This window comes from Bradyrhizobium sp. BR2003 (genome assembly GCF_009720285.1).
Taxonomy (GTDB): domain Bacteria; phylum Pseudomonadota; class Alphaproteobacteria; order Rhizobiales; family Xanthobacteraceae; genus Bradyrhizobium; species Bradyrhizobium elkanii.
The window spans coordinates 213,527-231,505 of record NZ_SMYJ01000019.1 but is presented as its reverse complement, the minus strand read 5'-3'; the positions used below and the strand labels follow the sequence as shown (position 1 = coordinate 231,505).

13 protein-coding genes are annotated in these 17,979 nt (G+C 65.1%); 7 read left to right on the top strand and 6 right to left on the bottom strand.

The window, feature by feature from the left end:
* Positions 1-9: 9 nt before the first annotated feature.
* On the bottom strand, positions 10-501 hold the full coding sequence (locus E2I15_RS14175) for a MaoC family dehydratase (protein ID WP_028331684.1): 492 nt from the start codon (positions 499-501) through the stop codon (positions 10-12).
* 171 nt (positions 502-672) lie between these two features.
* Here E2I15_RS14175 and E2I15_RS14170 point away from each other — a divergent pair, with 171 nt between their 5' ends.
* Together E2I15_RS14170 and E2I15_RS14165 are read left to right on the top strand one after the other, a co-directional pair.
* Positions 673-1,443, top strand: coding sequence for an IclR family transcriptional regulator domain-containing protein (locus E2I15_RS14170; RefSeq protein WP_137476473.1), 771 nt, complete (start codon positions 673-675; stop codon positions 1,441-1,443).
* A 165-nt stretch (positions 1,444-1,608) separates the two neighbouring features.
* Complete coding sequence (locus E2I15_RS14165) at positions 1,609-2,235, top strand: pyridoxamine 5'-phosphate oxidase family protein (protein ID WP_170991381.1); 627 nt, start codon at positions 1,609-1,611, stop codon at positions 2,233-2,235.
* A gap of 31 nt (positions 2,236-2,266) precedes the next feature.
* Here the strand turns inward: E2I15_RS14165 and E2I15_RS14160 are convergent, their stop codons facing one another.
* Positions 2,267-2,692 carry a hypothetical protein gene (locus E2I15_RS14160; protein ID WP_137476471.1) on the bottom strand — a complete coding sequence of 142 codons (426 nt, stop codon included), beginning with the start codon at positions 2,690-2,692 and terminating at the stop codon, positions 2,267-2,269.
* A gap of 262 nt (positions 2,693-2,954) precedes the next feature.
* Between E2I15_RS14160 and E2I15_RS14155 the strand changes: the two genes are divergently transcribed.
* Complete coding sequence (locus tag E2I15_RS14155; RefSeq protein WP_137476470.1) at positions 2,955-4,127, top strand: M20 aminoacylase family protein; 1,173 nt, start codon at positions 2,955-2,957, stop codon at positions 4,125-4,127.
* Positions 4,128-4,274: 147 nt separating this feature from the next.
* Here the strand turns inward: E2I15_RS14155 and E2I15_RS14150 are convergent, their stop codons facing one another.
* Entirely contained in the window at positions 4,275-5,456 is a 1,182-nt protein-coding gene (locus E2I15_RS14150) for a cytochrome P450 (protein WP_137476469.1), read from the bottom strand.
* Between the two features lie 139 nt (positions 5,457-5,595).
* Between E2I15_RS14150 and E2I15_RS14145 the strand changes: the two genes are divergently transcribed.
* Positions 5,596-6,504, top strand: coding sequence for a LysR family transcriptional regulator (locus tag E2I15_RS14145; RefSeq protein WP_137476468.1), 909 nt, complete (start codon positions 5,596-5,598; stop codon positions 6,502-6,504).
* Positions 6,505-6,594: 90 nt separating this feature from the next.
* On the opposite strand, the gene E2I15_RS14140 is transcribed toward E2I15_RS14145, so the two are convergent.
* Both E2I15_RS14140 and E2I15_RS14135 read right to left on the bottom strand, forming a co-directional pair.
* Positions 6,595-8,217, bottom strand: coding sequence for an inorganic phosphate transporter (locus tag E2I15_RS14140; protein WP_057015669.1), 1,623 nt, complete (start codon positions 8,215-8,217; stop codon positions 6,595-6,597).
* Between the two features lie 530 nt (positions 8,218-8,747).
* Entirely contained in the window at positions 8,748-10,196 is a 1,449-nt protein-coding gene (locus E2I15_RS14135; RefSeq protein WP_137476467.1) for a UdgX family uracil-DNA binding protein, read from the bottom strand.
* A gap of 256 nt (positions 10,197-10,452) precedes the next feature.
* On the opposite strand from E2I15_RS14135, the gene E2I15_RS14130 reads away from it, so the two are divergent.
* The 3 genes from E2I15_RS14130 to E2I15_RS14120 are packed head-to-tail and all read left to right on the top strand — an operon-like array spanning position 10,453 to position 16,547.
* Positions 10,453-11,247: an ImuA family protein gene (locus tag E2I15_RS14130; protein ID WP_137476466.1), complete on the top strand. Its 795-nt coding sequence runs from the start codon at positions 10,453-10,455 to the stop codon at positions 11,245-11,247.
* On the top strand, positions 11,138-12,919 hold the full coding sequence (locus E2I15_RS14125) for a Y-family DNA polymerase (RefSeq protein WP_422109807.1): 1,782 nt from the start codon (positions 11,138-11,140) through the stop codon (positions 12,917-12,919). The genes E2I15_RS14130 and E2I15_RS14125 overlap by 110 nt, the downstream gene beginning before the upstream one ends.
* Before the next feature lie 37 nt (positions 12,920-12,956).
* On the top strand, positions 12,957-16,547 hold the full coding sequence (locus E2I15_RS14120) for an error-prone DNA polymerase (protein WP_137476464.1): 3,591 nt from the start codon (positions 12,957-12,959) through the stop codon (positions 16,545-16,547).
* 1,086 nt (positions 16,548-17,633) lie between these two features.
* On the opposite strand, the gene E2I15_RS14115 is transcribed toward E2I15_RS14120, so the two are convergent.
* Positions 17,634-17,921: a hypothetical protein gene (locus E2I15_RS14115; RefSeq protein ID WP_018270628.1), complete on the bottom strand. Its 288-nt coding sequence runs from the start codon at positions 17,919-17,921 to the stop codon at positions 17,634-17,636.
* Positions 17,922-17,979 lie beyond the last annotated feature (58 nt).

Sequence of the window (17,979 nt, the reverse complement as noted above, 5' to 3'; positions counted from 1 at the left end):
TGATCCTCCCTACATCGGACGGATGGTCTGGCCGCGACCCGAGCAGATCACGTCGCCATGCTGGTTGAAGAAGACGTTGTCGTGCACCACGAACAACCGCTCGCGCTTGATGAACTTGTCGAGCGCGCGCGCCTGCAGGGTGATGGTGTCGCCGGGGCGGGCCGGGATGTTGTAGCTCCAGGACTGTCCGGCATTGACGGTGCCCGGCGAGCGCATCCAGTCGTCGGCCGGCGTGCAGGCGAACATCAGCAGAATATGGATCGCGGGCGGCGCGATCAGCCCGCCATAGGGCCCGGCCTTCGCGGCGGCTTCGTCCAGATAGAGCGGATTGGTCTCGCCGACCGCACGGCAGTACAGCGCGATCGCTTCCTGGGTGAGCTTGTAGGGCAGCGTCTTGCGCGGCTCGCCAGGGACGATGTCGTCCCACACCTTGCGCAGCTTCGCGTCTTTCCAGAAATCGGTTTCGAACGGGGTGGCCGCAGAACTTTCTGCTTGCGCCATCGTGCATCCTCCTGCTATTGAGTTCGCTAGGCGAACAATTCATTCGCTGTATGAATAGACGCTAGCGCGGTCGGGGGCCTCTGACAAGCGTACGGGGCCGCGTCATGTGCAGGCAGCCATGCGGGCTGCGATGTCGTGAGCGCGAATGACGGAACCAGCCAGGCGCCCGCCATGAGCAAAGAGAGTGACGGCTTCGTGCGCGCGATTGCGCGCGGCTTCTCGATCATCGAGGCACTCGGCAAGCCGCCGGGGCGGCACACGCTGGCGGAGGCCGCCGACACTGCGGGCCTCAACCGCGCCACCGCGCGGCGTATCCTCGCCACCCTGATCGCGCTGAAATATTGCGCCTCCGACGGACGCTATTTCAGCCTGCGGCCGCGCGCGCTCGGGCTCGGCCTGTCCTATCTCAACGCGCTGCCATATTGGGGGCATGCGCAGCGCGCGCTGGAAAACCTGCGCAACGAGGTCGGCGAGTCCTGCGCGATGGCGGTGCTCGACGAGGACGAGATTGTTTACGCGCTAAGGCTGCCGGCGCGGCGGATACTCTCGGCCAATCTCGGCGTCGGCAGCCGGCTGCCCGCGCATCTGGTGTCGCTCGGTCGCGTCATGCTCGCGGCGCTGCCGCCTGGCACCCGCGAGGCTTATCTCGCGACCGGGGGCTTCAAGCAGGTCACGCCGCGCACGGTCACCGATCCGGAGCGTCTTGGCGAGTTGCTCGCGCGGGTCGAGAGCGACGGCTATGCCTGGGTCGATGGCGAGCTCGATCCGGCGATCTGCGGCATCGCCGTGCCGTTGCGCGATCCCGCGGGCGCGGTGGTCGCCGCGCTCAGCGTCAACACGATCTCGGGGACGGTGAGCGAAGCCGGCGCGCGCAAGAAGTTTCTGCTGCCGCTGCGCCGCACCGCGCAGGAGATCCGCAGCCAGATGCTCACATCAGGGTAGGGAACGGCCGTCATCGGGGCCTTTTCATCCGCTTCGGACCTGGATGGCTTTCCACACCCATGCCGAATGAATAGTCTTTCGCTTTGCTGGCCGGGTGAACTGCCAAGGAAAAATCCCGGCCGCGTCAAAGTGCAGATCGATTGCTCAACTTGCTGGAGGATTCCCGTGGCCGACCCAGTCCGCGTTCCTTTCTACCACGACGGAATGCGTGAGTTGCAGGACCGCTTCGACGGTCGTCGTGTCGCCGACGGCCTCGAGAAGCATCGCCTCCACTTCGAGTTTTGGGAACAGGACCGCAAGCTCATCGAGGAAACGCGATTCTTTTTCATCGCGACCAGCTATCAGGATAACGTCGATTGCTCGATGCGTTCCGGCGATCCCGGCTTCGTGAAGATCACCGGGCCCGATACGCTTGAATTCCCTGAGTACGACGGCAACAACATGTATCGGACGCTCGGCAACATTCACCGCAATCCGAACGTCGGGCTGTTGTTCGTACGGCTCGACGGCAAGACGTTTCGCACGCGCATCCGGGGCAAAGCGACGATCCACGACAGCGCCGAAGTGCTTGCCGGGCATCATGGCGCGAAGGTCGTCGTACGCGTCAAATGTGAAATCTTTCCAAATTGCCCGCGCTACGTTCCGGACCTGATGGGTGCCTCAGCAGACGTACCAGCGAATCTGTACGTGCCTCGGCCCGGGTACGAGCCGCCCGCCCCGGAATGGAAAAGCCGGGATTACCTCAAGGACGTTCTTTCGAAGTACGATCCGCATCGGAAGCGCGACGCATAGCGACAGCCGGGAACCGCATCCGGACGAGCGATCAGGGCAGCGGTGCCATGTAGGGAATGCTGCCGACCAGAACGAACACCTGCACCGCGTTGCACAGCATGCCGCCCCAATGCAGCTGGCGCAGCCGCCGCACGGCGGTGGGATCGCCGGCGTCTCTCGCGTCCGCCTCTGCATCGAGCCGCCGCAGAAACCATTGCCGCGCCAGCACCGCGAACCCCGCGATCAAGGCGATGCCGAGCGCAACGGCGAACCGGCCGGCCGCGGCAAAGGCGAGTGTCCCGATCACGCCCGAGACAGTGAGCACGAGGAAGTAGGCATTGAACATGCCGCGCAGCAGCCGGGTGACCGGCGGGACGTCGAGCTTCACAAGCAGGAACGCCGGTGCCGCCAGCAGGAAGTATCCCATCGGCACCAGCAGGATGATGGTGGAAAACAGGACCGCTTGATCCGGCGTCATGCAGCCGCTCCTTGTTGGAAGGCGAGAGGATTTCGGCGCGGAAAACCTGGGGTAGTATCCGTGCGCGATATGTCCCGCACTATTAGGCTTTGGTCGGATGCGACGATATCAGGCCTGAGGTCTGCGCAAAGTCCGGCAAGGGACGGCCTGCATCCCGTTTGCGAATGCAGGCCCCAGCCGCGAGCATGCCACATCTGTTTGGGTGGACCGGCTCTTGCATGCTAGAGATGACTTACGTTCAACCTCTGAGGCCAGAATTCTCATGCCCATCGTGAACCGCGTCGCCGATCTGCAACCCGATATCCAGGCCTGGCGCCGCGACATCCATGAAAACCCCGAGCTGCTCTACGATGTGCACCGCACTGCATCATTCGTCGCCGACCGGTTGCGCGAGTTCGGCTGCGACGAGGTCGCGACCGGGCTCGGCAAGACCGGCGTGGTCGGGGTCATCAAGGGCAAGAAGGGGCCGGCCAAGGGCGACGTCAAGGTGGTCGGCCTGCGCGCCGACATGGATGCGCTGCCGATTCACGAGCAGACCAATTTGCCTTACGCCTCGAAGACGCCGGGCAAGATGCACGCCTGTGGCCATGACGGCCACACCGCGATGCTGTTGGGGGCGGCGCGCTATCTCGCCGAGACGCGCAATTTCGCCGGCGACGCGGTCGTGATCTTCCAGCCGGCCGAGGAGGGCGGCGCGGGTGCCGCCGCGATGATCAAGGACGGCCTGATGGATCGCTTCGGCATCGAGCAGGTCTACGGCATGCACAACGGTCCGGGGATTCCGATCGGCTCATTCGCGATCCGCACCGGCCCGATCATGGCCGCGACCGATGCGATCGACATCAAGATCGAAGGGCTCGGCGGCCACGCCGCGCGGCCGCATAAATGCATCGATTCCGTGCTGGTCGGCGCGCAGCTCGTCACCGCTTTGCAGCAGATCGTCGCGCGTACCGTCGATCCGCTCGACTCCGCCGTGATCTCGATGTGCGAATTCCACGCCGGCAACGCCCGCAACGTGATCCCGCAAACCGCGGAGCTGCGCGGCACCGTGCGCACCCTGACCCGCGAGGTGCGCGACCTCATCGAGAAGCGCGTACGCGACGTGGTCGACGGCGTCGCCAAGATGACCGGCGCCAAGATCGATCTGACCTATGAGCGCGGCTACCCCGTCACCGTCAACCATGAGGCGCAGACCGAATTCGCGAGCCGCATCGCGCGCGAGGTCGCGGGCGCATCCAACGTGCACGAAATGCCGCCGCTGATGGGCGCCGAGGATTTCTCCTACATGCTGGAGGCGCGGCCCGGCGCCTTCATCTTCTGCGGCAACGGCGACAGCGCCGGCCTGCATCATCCTGCCTACAATTTCAACGACGAGGCGATCGTCTTCGGCACGTCGTATTTCGTGAAGCTCGTCGAGAACGCGCTGGCGGCGTGAGGGCTCTGTCGGGTCGTCATCGTTCAACGAATGCGTCACAGCCGGGCTTGTCCCGGCCATCCACGTCTTTCTTTGAGCGGACCCAAAGACGTGGATGCCCGGGACAAGCCCAGGCATGACCACGTTAAAGTGCTGCCCTCCGGGTCGTTAAGCGTCCCATCGCACTGGCAGCGTCACCGGACCGCGGAACACCCAGCCGCGCACGACCGGCGGCGCCTCCGCGCGGAGGCGCAGATTGCGCAAGCGCGCGAACAGCATCGGCGCCACGATCTTGCCGACGGTGAGCCGTGACACCCAGGTGCCGGCGCAGAAATGCGGTCCGGCGCCGAATGCCAGATGCGATTGCTTGGGCCGCGTCAAGTCGAAGCGGTCGGGCTCGGCGAAGCGGCCGCCGTCGCGGTTCGCGGCGCCGACGCAGAGGCCGATCTGAAGGTCTTGCGGCAGCGTGATGCCGGAAAGATCGACGTCGCGGGTGACGCGGCGCGGATACATGCCGATCGGTGAGATCCAGCGCACCGCTTCCTCGAGCGCCGCCGGCCACAGCTCGGGCTTCGCCAGCACGCCGTCCTTCTGCGCCGGGTTTTCCAGCAGGCCGAGCACAAGCGTCAGGATCGCATCGCGCGGCTCGTTGAGGCCGCCGCCGATGATCACCTTGATGTTGGCGCGGATGCCCTCGATCGGCATCGGCGGATCGGCATTGACCATCGAGGACAGGATCGAGGGATTGGGGTGGCTGCGGTGATCGTCGAGCACCGCGTCGATCGCGGCATCGACATCGGCGCTCGCCTGCATCGCCTTGCGCTCGACCTCGGCATCGCCGGCGTAATTGCCCGCGCCGTCGATCAGCGCCTGCGACCAGTCGGCGAGGGTCGGCCACGGCATCGTGCGAAATCCGATCATCGCCATCAGGCTGAGCGAAGCCATCGGCGCGGCAAGGGCGGAGAACAGATCGGCCTCATCGCTAGCGGAGAGGTCGTCGATCAGCTTGTCTGCGATCGCGGTGAATTGCGGCGCCCAATGCTCCTTGATCGTCGCCGGGCGGAACGAGGGCTCGATCGCCTTGCGGCCGATCGCGTGCTCGGCGCCGTCCTTGCGCATGAAGGTCGGCCCCATCACCTTGTTGACCAGCGAGGCCGGATTGTCGGCCGAGTAGGTCACCGGATCGCGCTCGATCCGCGTGATGTCGTCGAAGCGCGTCACCAGCGTCAGCTTCGCCGCCTCGACGAAGACCGCCGGCGCGATCTCGCGCAGGCGGCGGAAGATCGGATAGGGGTCGTCGAGCAGATCCTGATACGCGATATCGGTGACGACGGGCACGGCGCTGGTCATTGGTCCTCCCGGGAGCGCTTTTTCGCCAAGGCTAGCTCCGGGTGCACGATCGCTCAATTCGATGGGATTGATCCAATCCATCGAAATATTCCATGACCTTGTGCTAGGCTGGGCCGCCAGCAATGCAGGGAGGTGCAGCGTGGCGGCCAATTCCTCGATCGATCCGGTCGACATCGGGACTCTGCGGACCCTCGTGCTGGTCTATGACCTGCAGTCGTTCTCCGCCGCCGCCAAGCGGCTCGACGTCAACCAGTCCACCATCAGCTATGCGATCGAGCGGCTGCGCGGCGCGCTGCATGATCCGCTGTTCGTCCGCAGCGGCAACGGCGTGACGGCGACCGAGCGCTGCGCGGCGCTGGTCGCCTGGGCGCGGGACATGATCGGCGAGATCGACGGGCTTGCATCACCGGCGGAATTCGATCCGGCGACGGCGCAGGGCAGCGTGACGATCTCCTGCAACTATCACGAACGCCAGACCCTGATCCCGCAGTTCAGCACGCGGCTGCGTGCCGGCGCACCAAAGGTTCGTCTCGTCCTGCTCGATGCCGCAGGCCACGGCGACGTCCATCTCAAGCAGAACCGGTGCGACATCGTGCTCGGTCCGGTCGGGGTCGCCGGCGAGAGCTTCTTTCGGCGCCACATCCTCACTGATCACTATGTCTGCGTGATGGATCCGGCCAACCCGCTGGCGCGCGGCCGGATCGCGCTGTCGGCCTATGCCAGGGCCGAGCATGTCTTCATCACCCACAGCGGCGAGTGGCAGCCGCTTTATCTCGAGGCACTGAAGGCGAGGGAAATCGAGATCGAGCCGGTGGTCAGTCTTCCCAACCACGACAGTCTGGAGCGCATCATCACAGGCACCAGGCTCGTCGCGACCATCCCGTATCATCTGGCGCGGGCGATGCGCGGCGGCCTCCGTGTCGCCGCGCTGCCGTTTCGCGTGCCGATCTCGATCGACATGTACTGGAGCGCCAGAACGGCCAAATCCGGCCTGCACAAATGGGCGCGTGGCCTGCTGGCCGAGGTCGCGAAGGCCTGCGCCGCCTGAGCGAGGAGCCGGGCTCAGGTCCAAAGCAAAAGGCCCGCACCGGAGTGCGGGCCTTTGTCCGGCGCGTTGCCGCGCCGAAAGCATGTGGCGTCAGAACAGGTGGTAGAACACGTAGTAGAGAACGCCCGAGATGATCATCGCGGCCGGCAGCGTCAGCACCCAGGCCATCGCGATGTTGCGGATCGTGGCCCATTGCAGGCCGGAGCCGTTGGCGGCCATGGTGCCCGCGATGCCTGACGACAGCACGTGCGTGGTCGAGACTGGCAGGCCGTAGCCGTCGGCCGCTGCGATCGTCGCGGCCGCCGTGATCTCGGCGCAGGCGCCCTGCGCGTAGGTCAGGTGGGTCTTGCCGATCTTCTCGCCGACGGTGACGACGATGCGCTTCCAGCCGACCATGGTGCCGAGGCCGAGCGCGATGGCGACGGCGAACTTCACCCAGCTCGGGATGAATTTCGTCGCGGCATCGAGCGAGCCCTTGTACTGGTTCAGCGTGGCGATGTCGGCAGCGGTCAGCTCGGCTTCCTTGTCCTTCATCAGGAAACGGATCGCCTCGGACGCCAGGTACATGTCGTTACGGGTGTTGCCGACCGCGTCAGCCGGGAACTTGGCCAGCGATCCATACTGGGCAACCTGCTGGCCGATGTCGCGCACCAGCACCGCCAGCGACGGAAAGGTGCCTTCGTTGATCTGGTGCTGCGCGACATAGTTGGTCACGGCCGGGCGCGGATTGCCGATCACATTGTAGCCGGCGGCCTTGCCTTCGATGACCTTGCTGGCCGCGGTTGAGTGCGCCGTGAACAGCTCGATCTGGCTCGAGGGCATTGCGCGGTTCAGCGCATAGGCGGTCGGTACGGTGCCGATCAGGATCAGCATGATCAGGCCCATGCCCTTCTGACCGTCGTTGGAGCCGTGGAAGAAGCTGACCAGCGTGCAGGTCAGGATCAGGATGCCGCGGATCCACCACGGCGGCGGCTGGTCGCCGACCGGTTCGCCGAACAGCGCCGGCGTCGCGCGTTGCAGCGCGATCTTGAGGAGGTAGAGCAGGCCGGCGGCGAGCGCGAAGCCGAACAGCGGCGACAGCAGCAGCGCCTTCGCGATGTTGGTCGCCTGCGACCAGTCGACGCCCGAGGTGCCGTCACGGCCGCGCAGCAGCGCGTTGGTGATGCCGACGCCCATGATCGAACCGATCAGGGTGTGCGAGCTCGAAGCCGGCAGGCCGAGCCACCAGGTGCCGAGATTCCAGATGATGGCGGCGATCAAGAGCGCGAACACCATGGCAAAGCCGGCACTGCTGCCGACCTGCAGGATCAACTCGACCGGAAGCAGCGAGACGATGCCGAACGCGACGGCGCCGCTGGAGAGCAGCACGCCGATCAGGTTGAACATGCCCGACCACACCACGGCGACATGGGCCGGCAGCGAGCGGGTGTAGATCACGGTGGCGACCGCGTTTGCGGTGTCATGAAAGCCGTTGACGAATTCGAAGCCGAGCGCGATCAGCAGCGCGACGAACAGCAGGATATACGGCAGGAAGGAAGTGATGCGCGTGCCGGTGGCGTCGACATCGGCATAGATGCTGTAAGCAACGAACAGCAGCGCGGCCGCAACCACGCCCAAATAGATAACCCCGGTGAGAGGATGAAAGCCCTTGTCGAGGTCCGGCCCCTTCTTTAGGGCGGGCTCGATCGAGCCGGGTAACGCCATATCGCTCATGGTAAACTCCTGTCCCAATGCGCCCGATTTTGATCGATGCATATGACAAGCAATTGAAATCCGGCCCCGCGAGATGAGCCGGCTTGCGGTGACGGTGGACATCGAGCCGAATTTTCGTGCAACGCATTGAACGCGCACGTGGCTTCGCGGCCTCGTGGCAATCTCCAGCAACTACGGATCGCCGATCGCGACGGGAGGCTGCGGCCTGCGTTTCGCAGGACGAGGCAATGTGCGGATGACACCACACCGGGATCCGGCGGGGCCTGGCGGCCGGAGAATTCGGCGCGCGCGTGCGAGGATCGCGAATGAGGGGGGAGGATTGCGAGATGAGGTGGCGCGCCGCACGATCGGGGCTAGCAAACCGCGCAGCGCGCCCGCCTCAGGGTACGTCATGGCGTGAACATGACGCCCGATACCTGCGGAACATGCTACCCTACCACGGATCAATTAAAGGTTGTAGGTATTTGTCTGCGTTCAGAACAATTTCTCGTTGCGATGTGGTTCCTCCGGTTCCACTGGTTTTGCGGAACTCAAGCCGCATCGGCTGATCTGCGCAATTGATGTGCGGCGATTTTCAGGTCGTCGACAAAGCGCTGATATTCCAGCGCCTTGGCTTTTTCATCCGGCAACCGCAACAGATAGGATGGGTGTACGGTGACGAGCACCTTGGTTCCGTCGTGGTCGATCAGATGGCCGCGGTTCTTGTTGATCGGCGTGATCTTGCCGAGCACGCTCTGCGCCGCGGTGGCGCCGAGCGCCATCACAAGGTCCGGCCTGATGGTGGCGAGCTCGCGCTCGTACCACTGGCGGCAGGCGCGGATCTCCGGTGTGCTCGGCTTCTGGTGCAGCCGGATCTTGCCGCGCGGCACGAATTTGAAGTGCTTCACTGCGTTAGTGACATAGACCTTGCGGCGATCGATGCCGGCTTCCTGCAGCGCGCGATCGAGCATCTGGCCGGCCGGTCCGACGAAGGGGTGGCCTGCGAGATCTTCCTTGTCGCCGGGCTGCTCGCCGACCAGCATCAGCGTTGCGCTCTGCGGTCCCTCGCCGAACACGGTCTGGGTTGCGTCTTTCCACAGCGGGCAGGCGCGGCAATCGGCGGCCTCGTCGCGCAAGGCCGCAATCGCGTCGTGAGCTTGCCTGTCTTGAGCTTGCTTGCCTTGAGCTTGCTTGCGGGGCATCGGCGTATCCTGTCGCTTCTGCGGCTCGGCCGCCTTGCGTGCGATGAAGGGGCCGCTGGTCATGCGCATTGCGTCTTCGATCAGAGGCTTAATGATCGAGTCCTCGGGCAGGTTCCTCCAATAGGCCTGCGGCGTCTCCATCACTTTCAGCCGCGCGGGATTGAACAGGCCGTTGTCATGACGCCGCCAGGCTTCCTCCAGCCGATCCTCGCTCGGCACCTCGGATTTGGCGACGCCGGGCGAGATCGAGATCGCGTGCCCGTCCCAATGGGCGCAGACGTCGGGGGTCAGGATCGACCACGGCATGTCGGCGAAGCGGCCGGCGAAGAACGGTGCGGCGAACTCGACGATGCGGTGTTCGGGCTCGAACCAGGCGACGTAATGCGCCGTCCGTTCGCGTCCGATCTCGCGGAAGCGCAGATGCGCGTGCATCCTGTCGATGTCGCTATAGACCGCGCGCGCCATCGCGTGGACCTCGGCGACGTCGGGGTCATCAGTCGCGCCGAGCAGATCGTGATGGCTGCGCAGCCGCCACAGCAGGCGGTAGAGCAGGGCGAAGCGCGCGTCATTGCGATACAGGATCGCGGTCTTTGCGAGTTCGACGAATATCGCGGGGACGTTGAACTGCGCCTGCGGCACGTCAGGCAATTCATTCACGCAGGATACCGGCGACAATTCGTCGTTGCGGCGTACGGTCCACGTGATCTCCGCGGGCTTCACGTCATTGATCGCCAATCGCCGCGCGGCCTTGCGCCAGCCTTCGAAATCGGTGTCGTTGTCGAGCACGATGATGCGCATGCGATTGCTCCGTTTCCGTCACGCCGCCATTTCCGGGGCCCTCCGCGTCTGAGTTGCGGAAGTGCGGAGCCCGACCGCTTCGACGGCTGCTGAATCCCATTGATTCCACTGATGAATCGATGAGCCCACCAATCCGATTGACTCCGCGGGCCCTGTTAGCTTTATATTAGAACATATCATGAACAATCGAGCCAGTCCCTGGTTCACTGTTCTGGTCAGTGACGGCCTCAAATTTTGGTTGGGAAGGAGCGGCGCAATGAATGGCGCACGCACGGGTACGCTTGCGTCTCTGCGCGGCAGCATCGCGCGCATCGAGGCGCCATCGGAGGCGGCGATGCCGAACCGCATCGCGCTCGGCCACACGAGCGCGGACGCGATGCTGCGCGGCGGGCTTGCACCGGCCGCGCTGCACGAGGTGTTCGCGGCCGGCCATCAGGGCGGCGCGGCGACCGGCTTCATTGCGGGGCTCGCCGGACGGATATCAGCGCGCAAGCCGCTGGTCTGGGTGCGGCAGGATTTTTCCGATCGCGAAAACGGCGCGCTGTCGATGCGCGGGCTCGCCGAGCTCGGCCTCGATCCGCGCCTCCTGGTCACGGTGCGCGCCGCCGATGTCGATGGCGCCCTGCGCACTGCTGCCGACGCGCTCGCCTGCGATGCGCTCGGCGCTGTCGTGCTCGAGATCTGGGGCGATGTGCGCCAGCTCGATCTCGTCGCCAGCCGCAAACTGACCCTGGCCGCGCAAGCCTCCGGCGTCACCGCGCTGGTGCTGCGGATCGCGGCTACGCCGATTCCCTCGACGGCGGAGACGCGCTGGATCGTGCGTGCGGCGCATTCGCCGCCCGGCAATGCCGCAAGCGCCTGGGGCGCGCCGCGATTCGAGGCCGAACTCGTGCGCAACCGTCATGGCCCGGTCGGGCGATGGATCATGGAATGGAAATGTGATGAGTGCCAATTCAGTGAACCGTCGGCGTATCCTCAGCCTGTGGCTGCCACGCCTGCCCATCGATCGCATCAAGCGCAAGCTCGCGCAGGACATCGCCTCGCAAGCTGAGGCTCGGGAGGTCGATGAACCTTCAAGTGAGGTGAGCACGTTGGCAGGGCTCTCTTCCCCCTTGCGGGGGAGAGTTGGAGAGAGGGGTACCACGAACGCCGGCGTATGCGGCTTACCCCTCTCCCTAGCCCTCCCCCGCAAGGGGGGAGGGAACCCGTCTGCCGATGCGTCCCTTACGAAAAGCAAAGAACTCCCCAGCGTCGTGGTCGCAAAAGACCACAACGCCATCCTGCTGCACGCCGTCGACGAGGCCGCGATGCGCGCCGGGCTGTCGATCGGGCTGCCGCTCGCCAATGCGCGGGCGATCTGTCCGGAGCTCACGGTCTACGACGCCGACCCCGCCGCCGACCTGAAGACGCTGAACGACATCGCCGACTGGTGCGACCGCTTCACGCCGCTGGTCGCGCTCGATCCGCCTTACGGCCTGTTCCTCGACATCACCGGCTGCGCGCATCTGTTCGGCGGCGAACGGGCGCTGCTGCAGATCGTCATCAATGCGCTGAACCGGCGCGGCTTTGCCGTCAGTGCGGCGATATCAGGCACCTCGATCGCGGCGCGTACGCTGACGCGCACCGCCTCGGGCAGGATTGTCGCCGATGGCGAGGAGGCGGCGGCGGTCAGCCCGCTGCCGGTGTCGGCGCTCGGTGCCGATGCCGCTGTCACCACCGGCCTGCGCCGCGCCGGCTTGAAGACCATCGGCGATGTCGCCTCGCGCGCGCCGCATGAAATCTCGGCGCGGTTCGGTGCGGCCTTCACCACCTTACTCGGCCACGCGCTCGGGCAGGGCGATGCCCCGATCAGCCCGCGCAAGCCGCTGCCCGATTACATCGTCGAGAAGCGTTTCCCCGAGCCGGTCGCGACCGACACCGTGATCGCGCTGACGCTCTCGAGCCTCGCCAAGATGCTGGTTGCGGCGATGGACAAGCAGGGCAAGGGCGCGCGGCAGCTGGAAGCGAGCTTCTTCCGCACCGACGGCGCGGTGCGCGCGATCATGGTCGAGACCGGGCGCCCGGTGACGCGGCCCGAGATGATCGACCGCCTGTTCCGCGAGCGGCTCGATGCGCTCAACGATCCGCTCGATCCCGGCTTCGGCTTCGATCTCATTCGCCTCGCCGCAGGGCGGACCGAGATCGTGGTGCAGCAGCAGCGCGATCTCGACGCCACCATACACGACAATGACGAGCTCTCGGCGCTGATCGACCGCATCGCCGCGCGCATCGGCGGCAAACGCGTCGTCGTACATCTGCCGCTCGAGAGCCACATCCCCGAACGATCGGCGCTGGCGCTGCCGGCGCAGCATCATCTGGCCGGGGCAGGCGCCGCCGCCTGGCCGGAGCGGGTTGCGGGCGAGCCGCCGCTGCGTCCGCTCAGGCTGTTCGAGCGGCCCGAACCGATCAAGGTGCCGTTCGCGACCGTGCCCGACGGTCCGCCGCATCAATTCACCTGGCGGCGCGCGCAGCACGACGTGGTGCGGGTCGAGGGCCCCGAGCGCATCGCGATGGAATGGTGGAAGCAGGACGGCGCGTCGCTGACGCGCGATTATTTCCGCGTCGAGGACGCCGAGGGCCAGCGCTTCTGGATCTTTCGCGACGGTCTCTACGAGAGCGAGCTGCGCGACGAGGAGGGCAAGCCCGTCCCGGCCAACTGGTACGTGCACGGACTGTTCGCATGAAGCAGAGCGTTTTCGAGCGAAGTGGGAGCCGGTTCGCGTGAAGAAAACGCGTCAAAACAAGAGTCCTCCACCCGACTATGCCGAGATCGGCATCACCAGCAATTTCTCCTTCCTGCGCGGCGGTTCCGATCCGCGCGCCTATGTGCATCAGGCGAGCGAACTCGGGATTCCCGTGATCGGGCTCGCCGATCACAACACGCTGGCCGGCGTGGTGCGCGCCTGGAAGGAGCTCGACAGCGAGAAGGTCGCCCATCCGCCAAAGCTTTTGATCGGCGCACGCATCGTCTTCATCGACTCTACGCCCGACATCCTGGTCTATCCGCGCGATCGCGCCGCCTATGGCCGGCTGTGCCAGCTCTTGACCCGCGGCAAGCGCGGCGCTGGCATCGAGCGGATCGAAAAAGGCGAGTGCCATCTGAAGCTCGCCGACCTCCTCGACTTCGCCGAGGGCCAGCTCCTGGTGCTGGCGCTGCCGCATCGTTTTGAGGAAGCAAGCGCGCTCGATCTGCTTGCAAAGCTGAAGGCAAGCGCCGCCGACGGCGTCTGGCTTGCCGCAAGCCTGCTCTATCGCGGCGACGACAGGCGCCGCCTCGCGCGGCTGCATGGTCTCGCCACCGATGCCGGCGTGCCGCTCATCGCCACCAACGAGGTGCTCTATCACCATCCGGCGCGCCGCCCGCTGCAGGATGTGCTGACCTGCATCCGCGAAAAGACCACGATCGAGGCGGTCGGGCGCAGGCTCGAGGCCAATGCCGAGCGGCATCTCAAGCCGGCGCATGAAATGATCAGGCTGTTCCGCGATCTGCCGGACGCGATCGCGGAAACCATGCGCTTTGCTGCGCGCATCTCTTTCTCGCTCGACCAGCTCAAATATCAATATCCCGACGAGCCGGTGCCGCCGGGCAAGACCGCGCAGCAGCATCTGGAAGATTTGACCTGGGCCGGCGTCGACAAATATTTCGGCGGCGAGATCGACGAAAAGCTTCGCACCACCCTGAACAAGGAGCTGGCACTGATCGCCGAGCTGAAATACGCGCATTACTTCCTCACCGTGCACGACATCGTGCACTATGCGCGCAGCCAGAACATCCTGTGCCAGGGGCGCGGCTCGGCGGCGAATTCCGCGGTCTGCTTCGTGCTCGGCGTCACCTCGGTCGATCCGACCAAGGTCGATCTGCTGTTCGAGCGCTTCATCTCCAAGGAGCGGCTGGAGCCGCCCGACATCGACGTCGATTTCGAGCATTCGCGGCGCGAGGAGGTGATGCAATATGTCTACCGCCGCTACGGCCGCCACCGTGCCGCGATCATCGCCACCGTGATCCATTATCGCCCGCGCAGCGCGATCCGTGACGTCGGCAAGGCGCTCGGGCTGACCGAGGACGTCACCGCGGCGCTCGCCGACACCGTGTGGGGCAGCTGGGGCAAGGGCCTCAACGACATGCAGGTGCGCCAGGCCGGGCTGGATCCCAAAAATGCGATGATCAACCTCGCGGTCGAACTCGCCACCGAGCTGATCGAGTTTCCGCGCCATCTCTCGCAGCATGTCGGCGGTTATGTGCTGACCCAGGACCGGCTCGACACCTATGTGCCGATCGGCAACGCCGCGATGGACGACCGCACCTTCATCGAATGGGACAAGGACGACGTCGACGCGCTTAGCATGATGAAGGTCGACGTGCTGGCGCTGGGCATGCTGACCTGCATCCGCAAATGTTTCGACCTGATCGCCGACCACAAGGGCGAGCGCCGGGAGCTTGCCACCGTCCCGCAGGACGAAGAAGAAGTCTACGACATGCTGTGCCGCGGGGAGTCGCTCGGCGTATTCCAGGTCGAGAGCCGCGCCCAGATGAACATGCTGCCGCGCTTGAGGCCGCGCACCTTCTACGATCTCGTCATCGAGGTCGCGATCGTGCGCCCCGGTCCGATCCAGGGCGACATGGTGCATCCCTATCTCAGGCGGCGGAATAAACAGGAGAAGGAAAGTTACCCATCGCCCGCGCCCGAGCACGGCCCGCCGGATGAGCTTTACAACGTGCTGCACAAGACGCTCGGCGTGCCGCTGTTCCAGGAGCAGGCGATGCGGATCGCGATCGAGGCGGCAAAGTTCACCTCCGAGGAAGCCAATGGCCTGCGCCGCTCGATGGCGACCTTCCGCAATCTCGGCACCATCGGCAGCTATGAGGAGAAGCTGGTCGGCAACATGGTGGCGCGCGGCTACGATCCGGACTTCGCCCGGAGCTGCTTCGACCAGATCAAGGGCTTCGGCAGTTACGGCTTCCCGGAAAGCCACGCCGCGAGCTTCGCCCAGCTCGTCTACATCTCCTCATGGTTGAAGCACCATCATCCCGATGCGTTCTGTTGCGGCCTGCTCAACTCGCAGCCGATGGGCTTCTATGCCCCAGCCCAGATCGTCGGCGACGCCCGCAAGAACGGCGTCACGGTGCGCGAGGTCGATGTCTCCTACAGCTTTGCGCAGAACACGCTGGAGGAGAAGGTCGGCGATCATTGCGCGGTGCGACTCGGCTTCCGCCAGATCGACGGGTTTCACTGGCTCGATGAGGATGAGGAAAGGTTGAAACAGTTACAATCGTCATTCCGGGATGCGCAATTGCGCATCGTGGGCGCGCGAAGCATAAACGTACATGAGTCAGGGAGGCACGAATGGAAGGGCTCTCTCCCCCCTTGCGGGGGAGAGTTGGAGAGAGGGGTAAGCCACGACCACCGCCCGTGCGGCTTACCCCTCTCCCTAACCCTCCCCCGCAAGGGGGGAGGGAACCCGCCCACCTCCCGCGCGGCCTTGGACGGGGTTGAGAAAGACTGGGCCGACCGCATCGTCGCCGCGCGCAACCGGCGGCCGTTCACTTCGCTGGAAGACTTCGCCCGCGACACCGGCCTGCCCAAGCGCGCGTTGATCCTGCTCGCCGACGCCGATGCGTTCCGCTCGCTCGGGCTCGACCGCCGCGAGGCGCTGTGGGCGGTGCGGCGGCTGCCTGACGACGTGCCGCTGCCGCTGTTTGAGGCCGCCACCGCGCGCGAGCAGCCGGATGAGGGCGCCAAGCCGCTGCCGGAGATGCCGCGCCCCGAGCAGGTGGTCGCCGACTATCAGACCATCCGCCTGTCGCTGAAGGGCCATCCGATGGAATTCCTGCGCGAGATGTTCACCAGAGAGCGCGTCGTCGCCTGTCACACCATCAACCTGAGCAACGACCGTCGCCGCGTCAGTTGCGCCGGCGTCGTGCTGGTGCGGCAGCGACCGGGCAGCGCCAAGGGCGTCGTGTTCATGACGCTGGAGGACGAGACCGGCATCGCCAACATCGTGGTATGGCCGAAGGTGATGGAGCAGTACCGCAAGGAGGTGATGGGCGCGCGCCTGATCCTGGTCGAGGGCTATATCCAGAGCAGCCCGGAGGGCGTGACGCATCTGGTGGCGCAGCGCATGACCGATCGCTCCCACGATCTGATCGGCCTCGCCAATGAATCCTTGAGCCGCAAGCATCCGGTGCCGGCGGGCCCCGCGCTGATCGAGCCGCTCAACGACGACAGGCGCGATCACGGCGACAACTCGCCGCAAAAGATCCGCCACCCGCGCAACGTCCGCATCCTGCCGCCGTCCCGCGATTTCCATTAGTCGTCGCGCGATGGCGGCAGCCCCTGAGCCAGCTATGTCCCCACTGCGCGGCGAGGCCATTGCAGCATCGCCAAACCTTCGAATATTTTCTTCGGCTTTTCGGAATTTAACTTGACGGCAGACCCAACTCAGATGTTCAATATGCCCGTCTCACCCGACACGAGGGGCGCTTCGCGGTCGTCACGAACGTGGGTCGAGATGCGGTGGACGCTGCGTGCGCAACTGACGAGTGCGCATGAGGCGGACGGCGAAATCGTGCAGGCCTGACGCCCTAACGGCAGGTGTCTTTTCACATTGCGCGATGCGCGTTGTGGAGACGGTGACAACAAAGCCCAGTCTCGCCGGGGAGAGCACGTATAAGCCGTAACCCATCGCGCAGGGAAAGCCGGGTTGTATCCGGTTACACCTGTGGTCCTACCCCCGAGCTTTCTACCCATTGCTCGGGGCCCATGGGTGCGATCGGCACCCGGCTTTCCCTGCGCCCTCTGAATTCAGAGTGGCGAAACGAAGAGCAAAGCTCGGGCAAATGATGTCGCGAGACTGCGAAGCCGTATCCCCATCACAGCCGTCATCGCCCGGCACTCGACCGGGCGATCCAGTACGCCGCGACTTCTCAGTTCAAGCAGTCACGTCTATGCGCGGGTGATGACACCGCGTGTTTGTCATCATGAATCGAGGACCGTCCACCGCCGTCGTCCTGGCGAAAAGCCAGGACCCATTACCCCAAATCTCAATTGTTGCGCGAGGCTGGAGCCACGATCGCGTTCATCATCAAGCGCGGTGGCTATGGGGCCTGGCCCCCGTGCGCAATTGCGCACCAGGCCAGGATGACGATTGAGGAGATCGTCAGCCCATGTCTGTCACCGTCATGCTGAGGAGGCCGCGCAGCGGCCGTCTCGAAGCAGCAAGCGGGATGGTGGATGCGGCGCGAACGCGCCATTGTCCATCCAATCAGATCATCGAATTATGTCGCGAGAATGCGAACGTGCAGCCTACACGCCAATGCTGACACGCAGCTTACAACTGCTCCCTGTCGAACGGGCCCATGTTGCATCGACGACGGATGACTTCCTCAGCCGCTGCATGCTACTCCACTGCGGCGCCGACCGGCGGTCCGCCGGGCGGGCGATGCAGGAAGGTGATCGAAGCGTAAGCGCCGACCCACGAGCCGAGGGCGGCGAAGGCGACGTAGAGCCAGTTTTCGGTGTAGCTGATCACCGCATAGGAGGAGAGCACATACCAGACGCTGCTCCAGGTCGCCGCCGGCACGCGCTTGCGTGCCACGACCGCCGAGGTGAACATGACATAGACCGCGTCGGTCGCTGCGGTCGCGAGGAAGACAGCGCCGGCGGTGAGAGGATCGATGGCAGCCATTGCAACTCCTGTGTGGGTCAGGCAGAGCTAGAAATAGGCAGGGCTGGAAAATGACAGT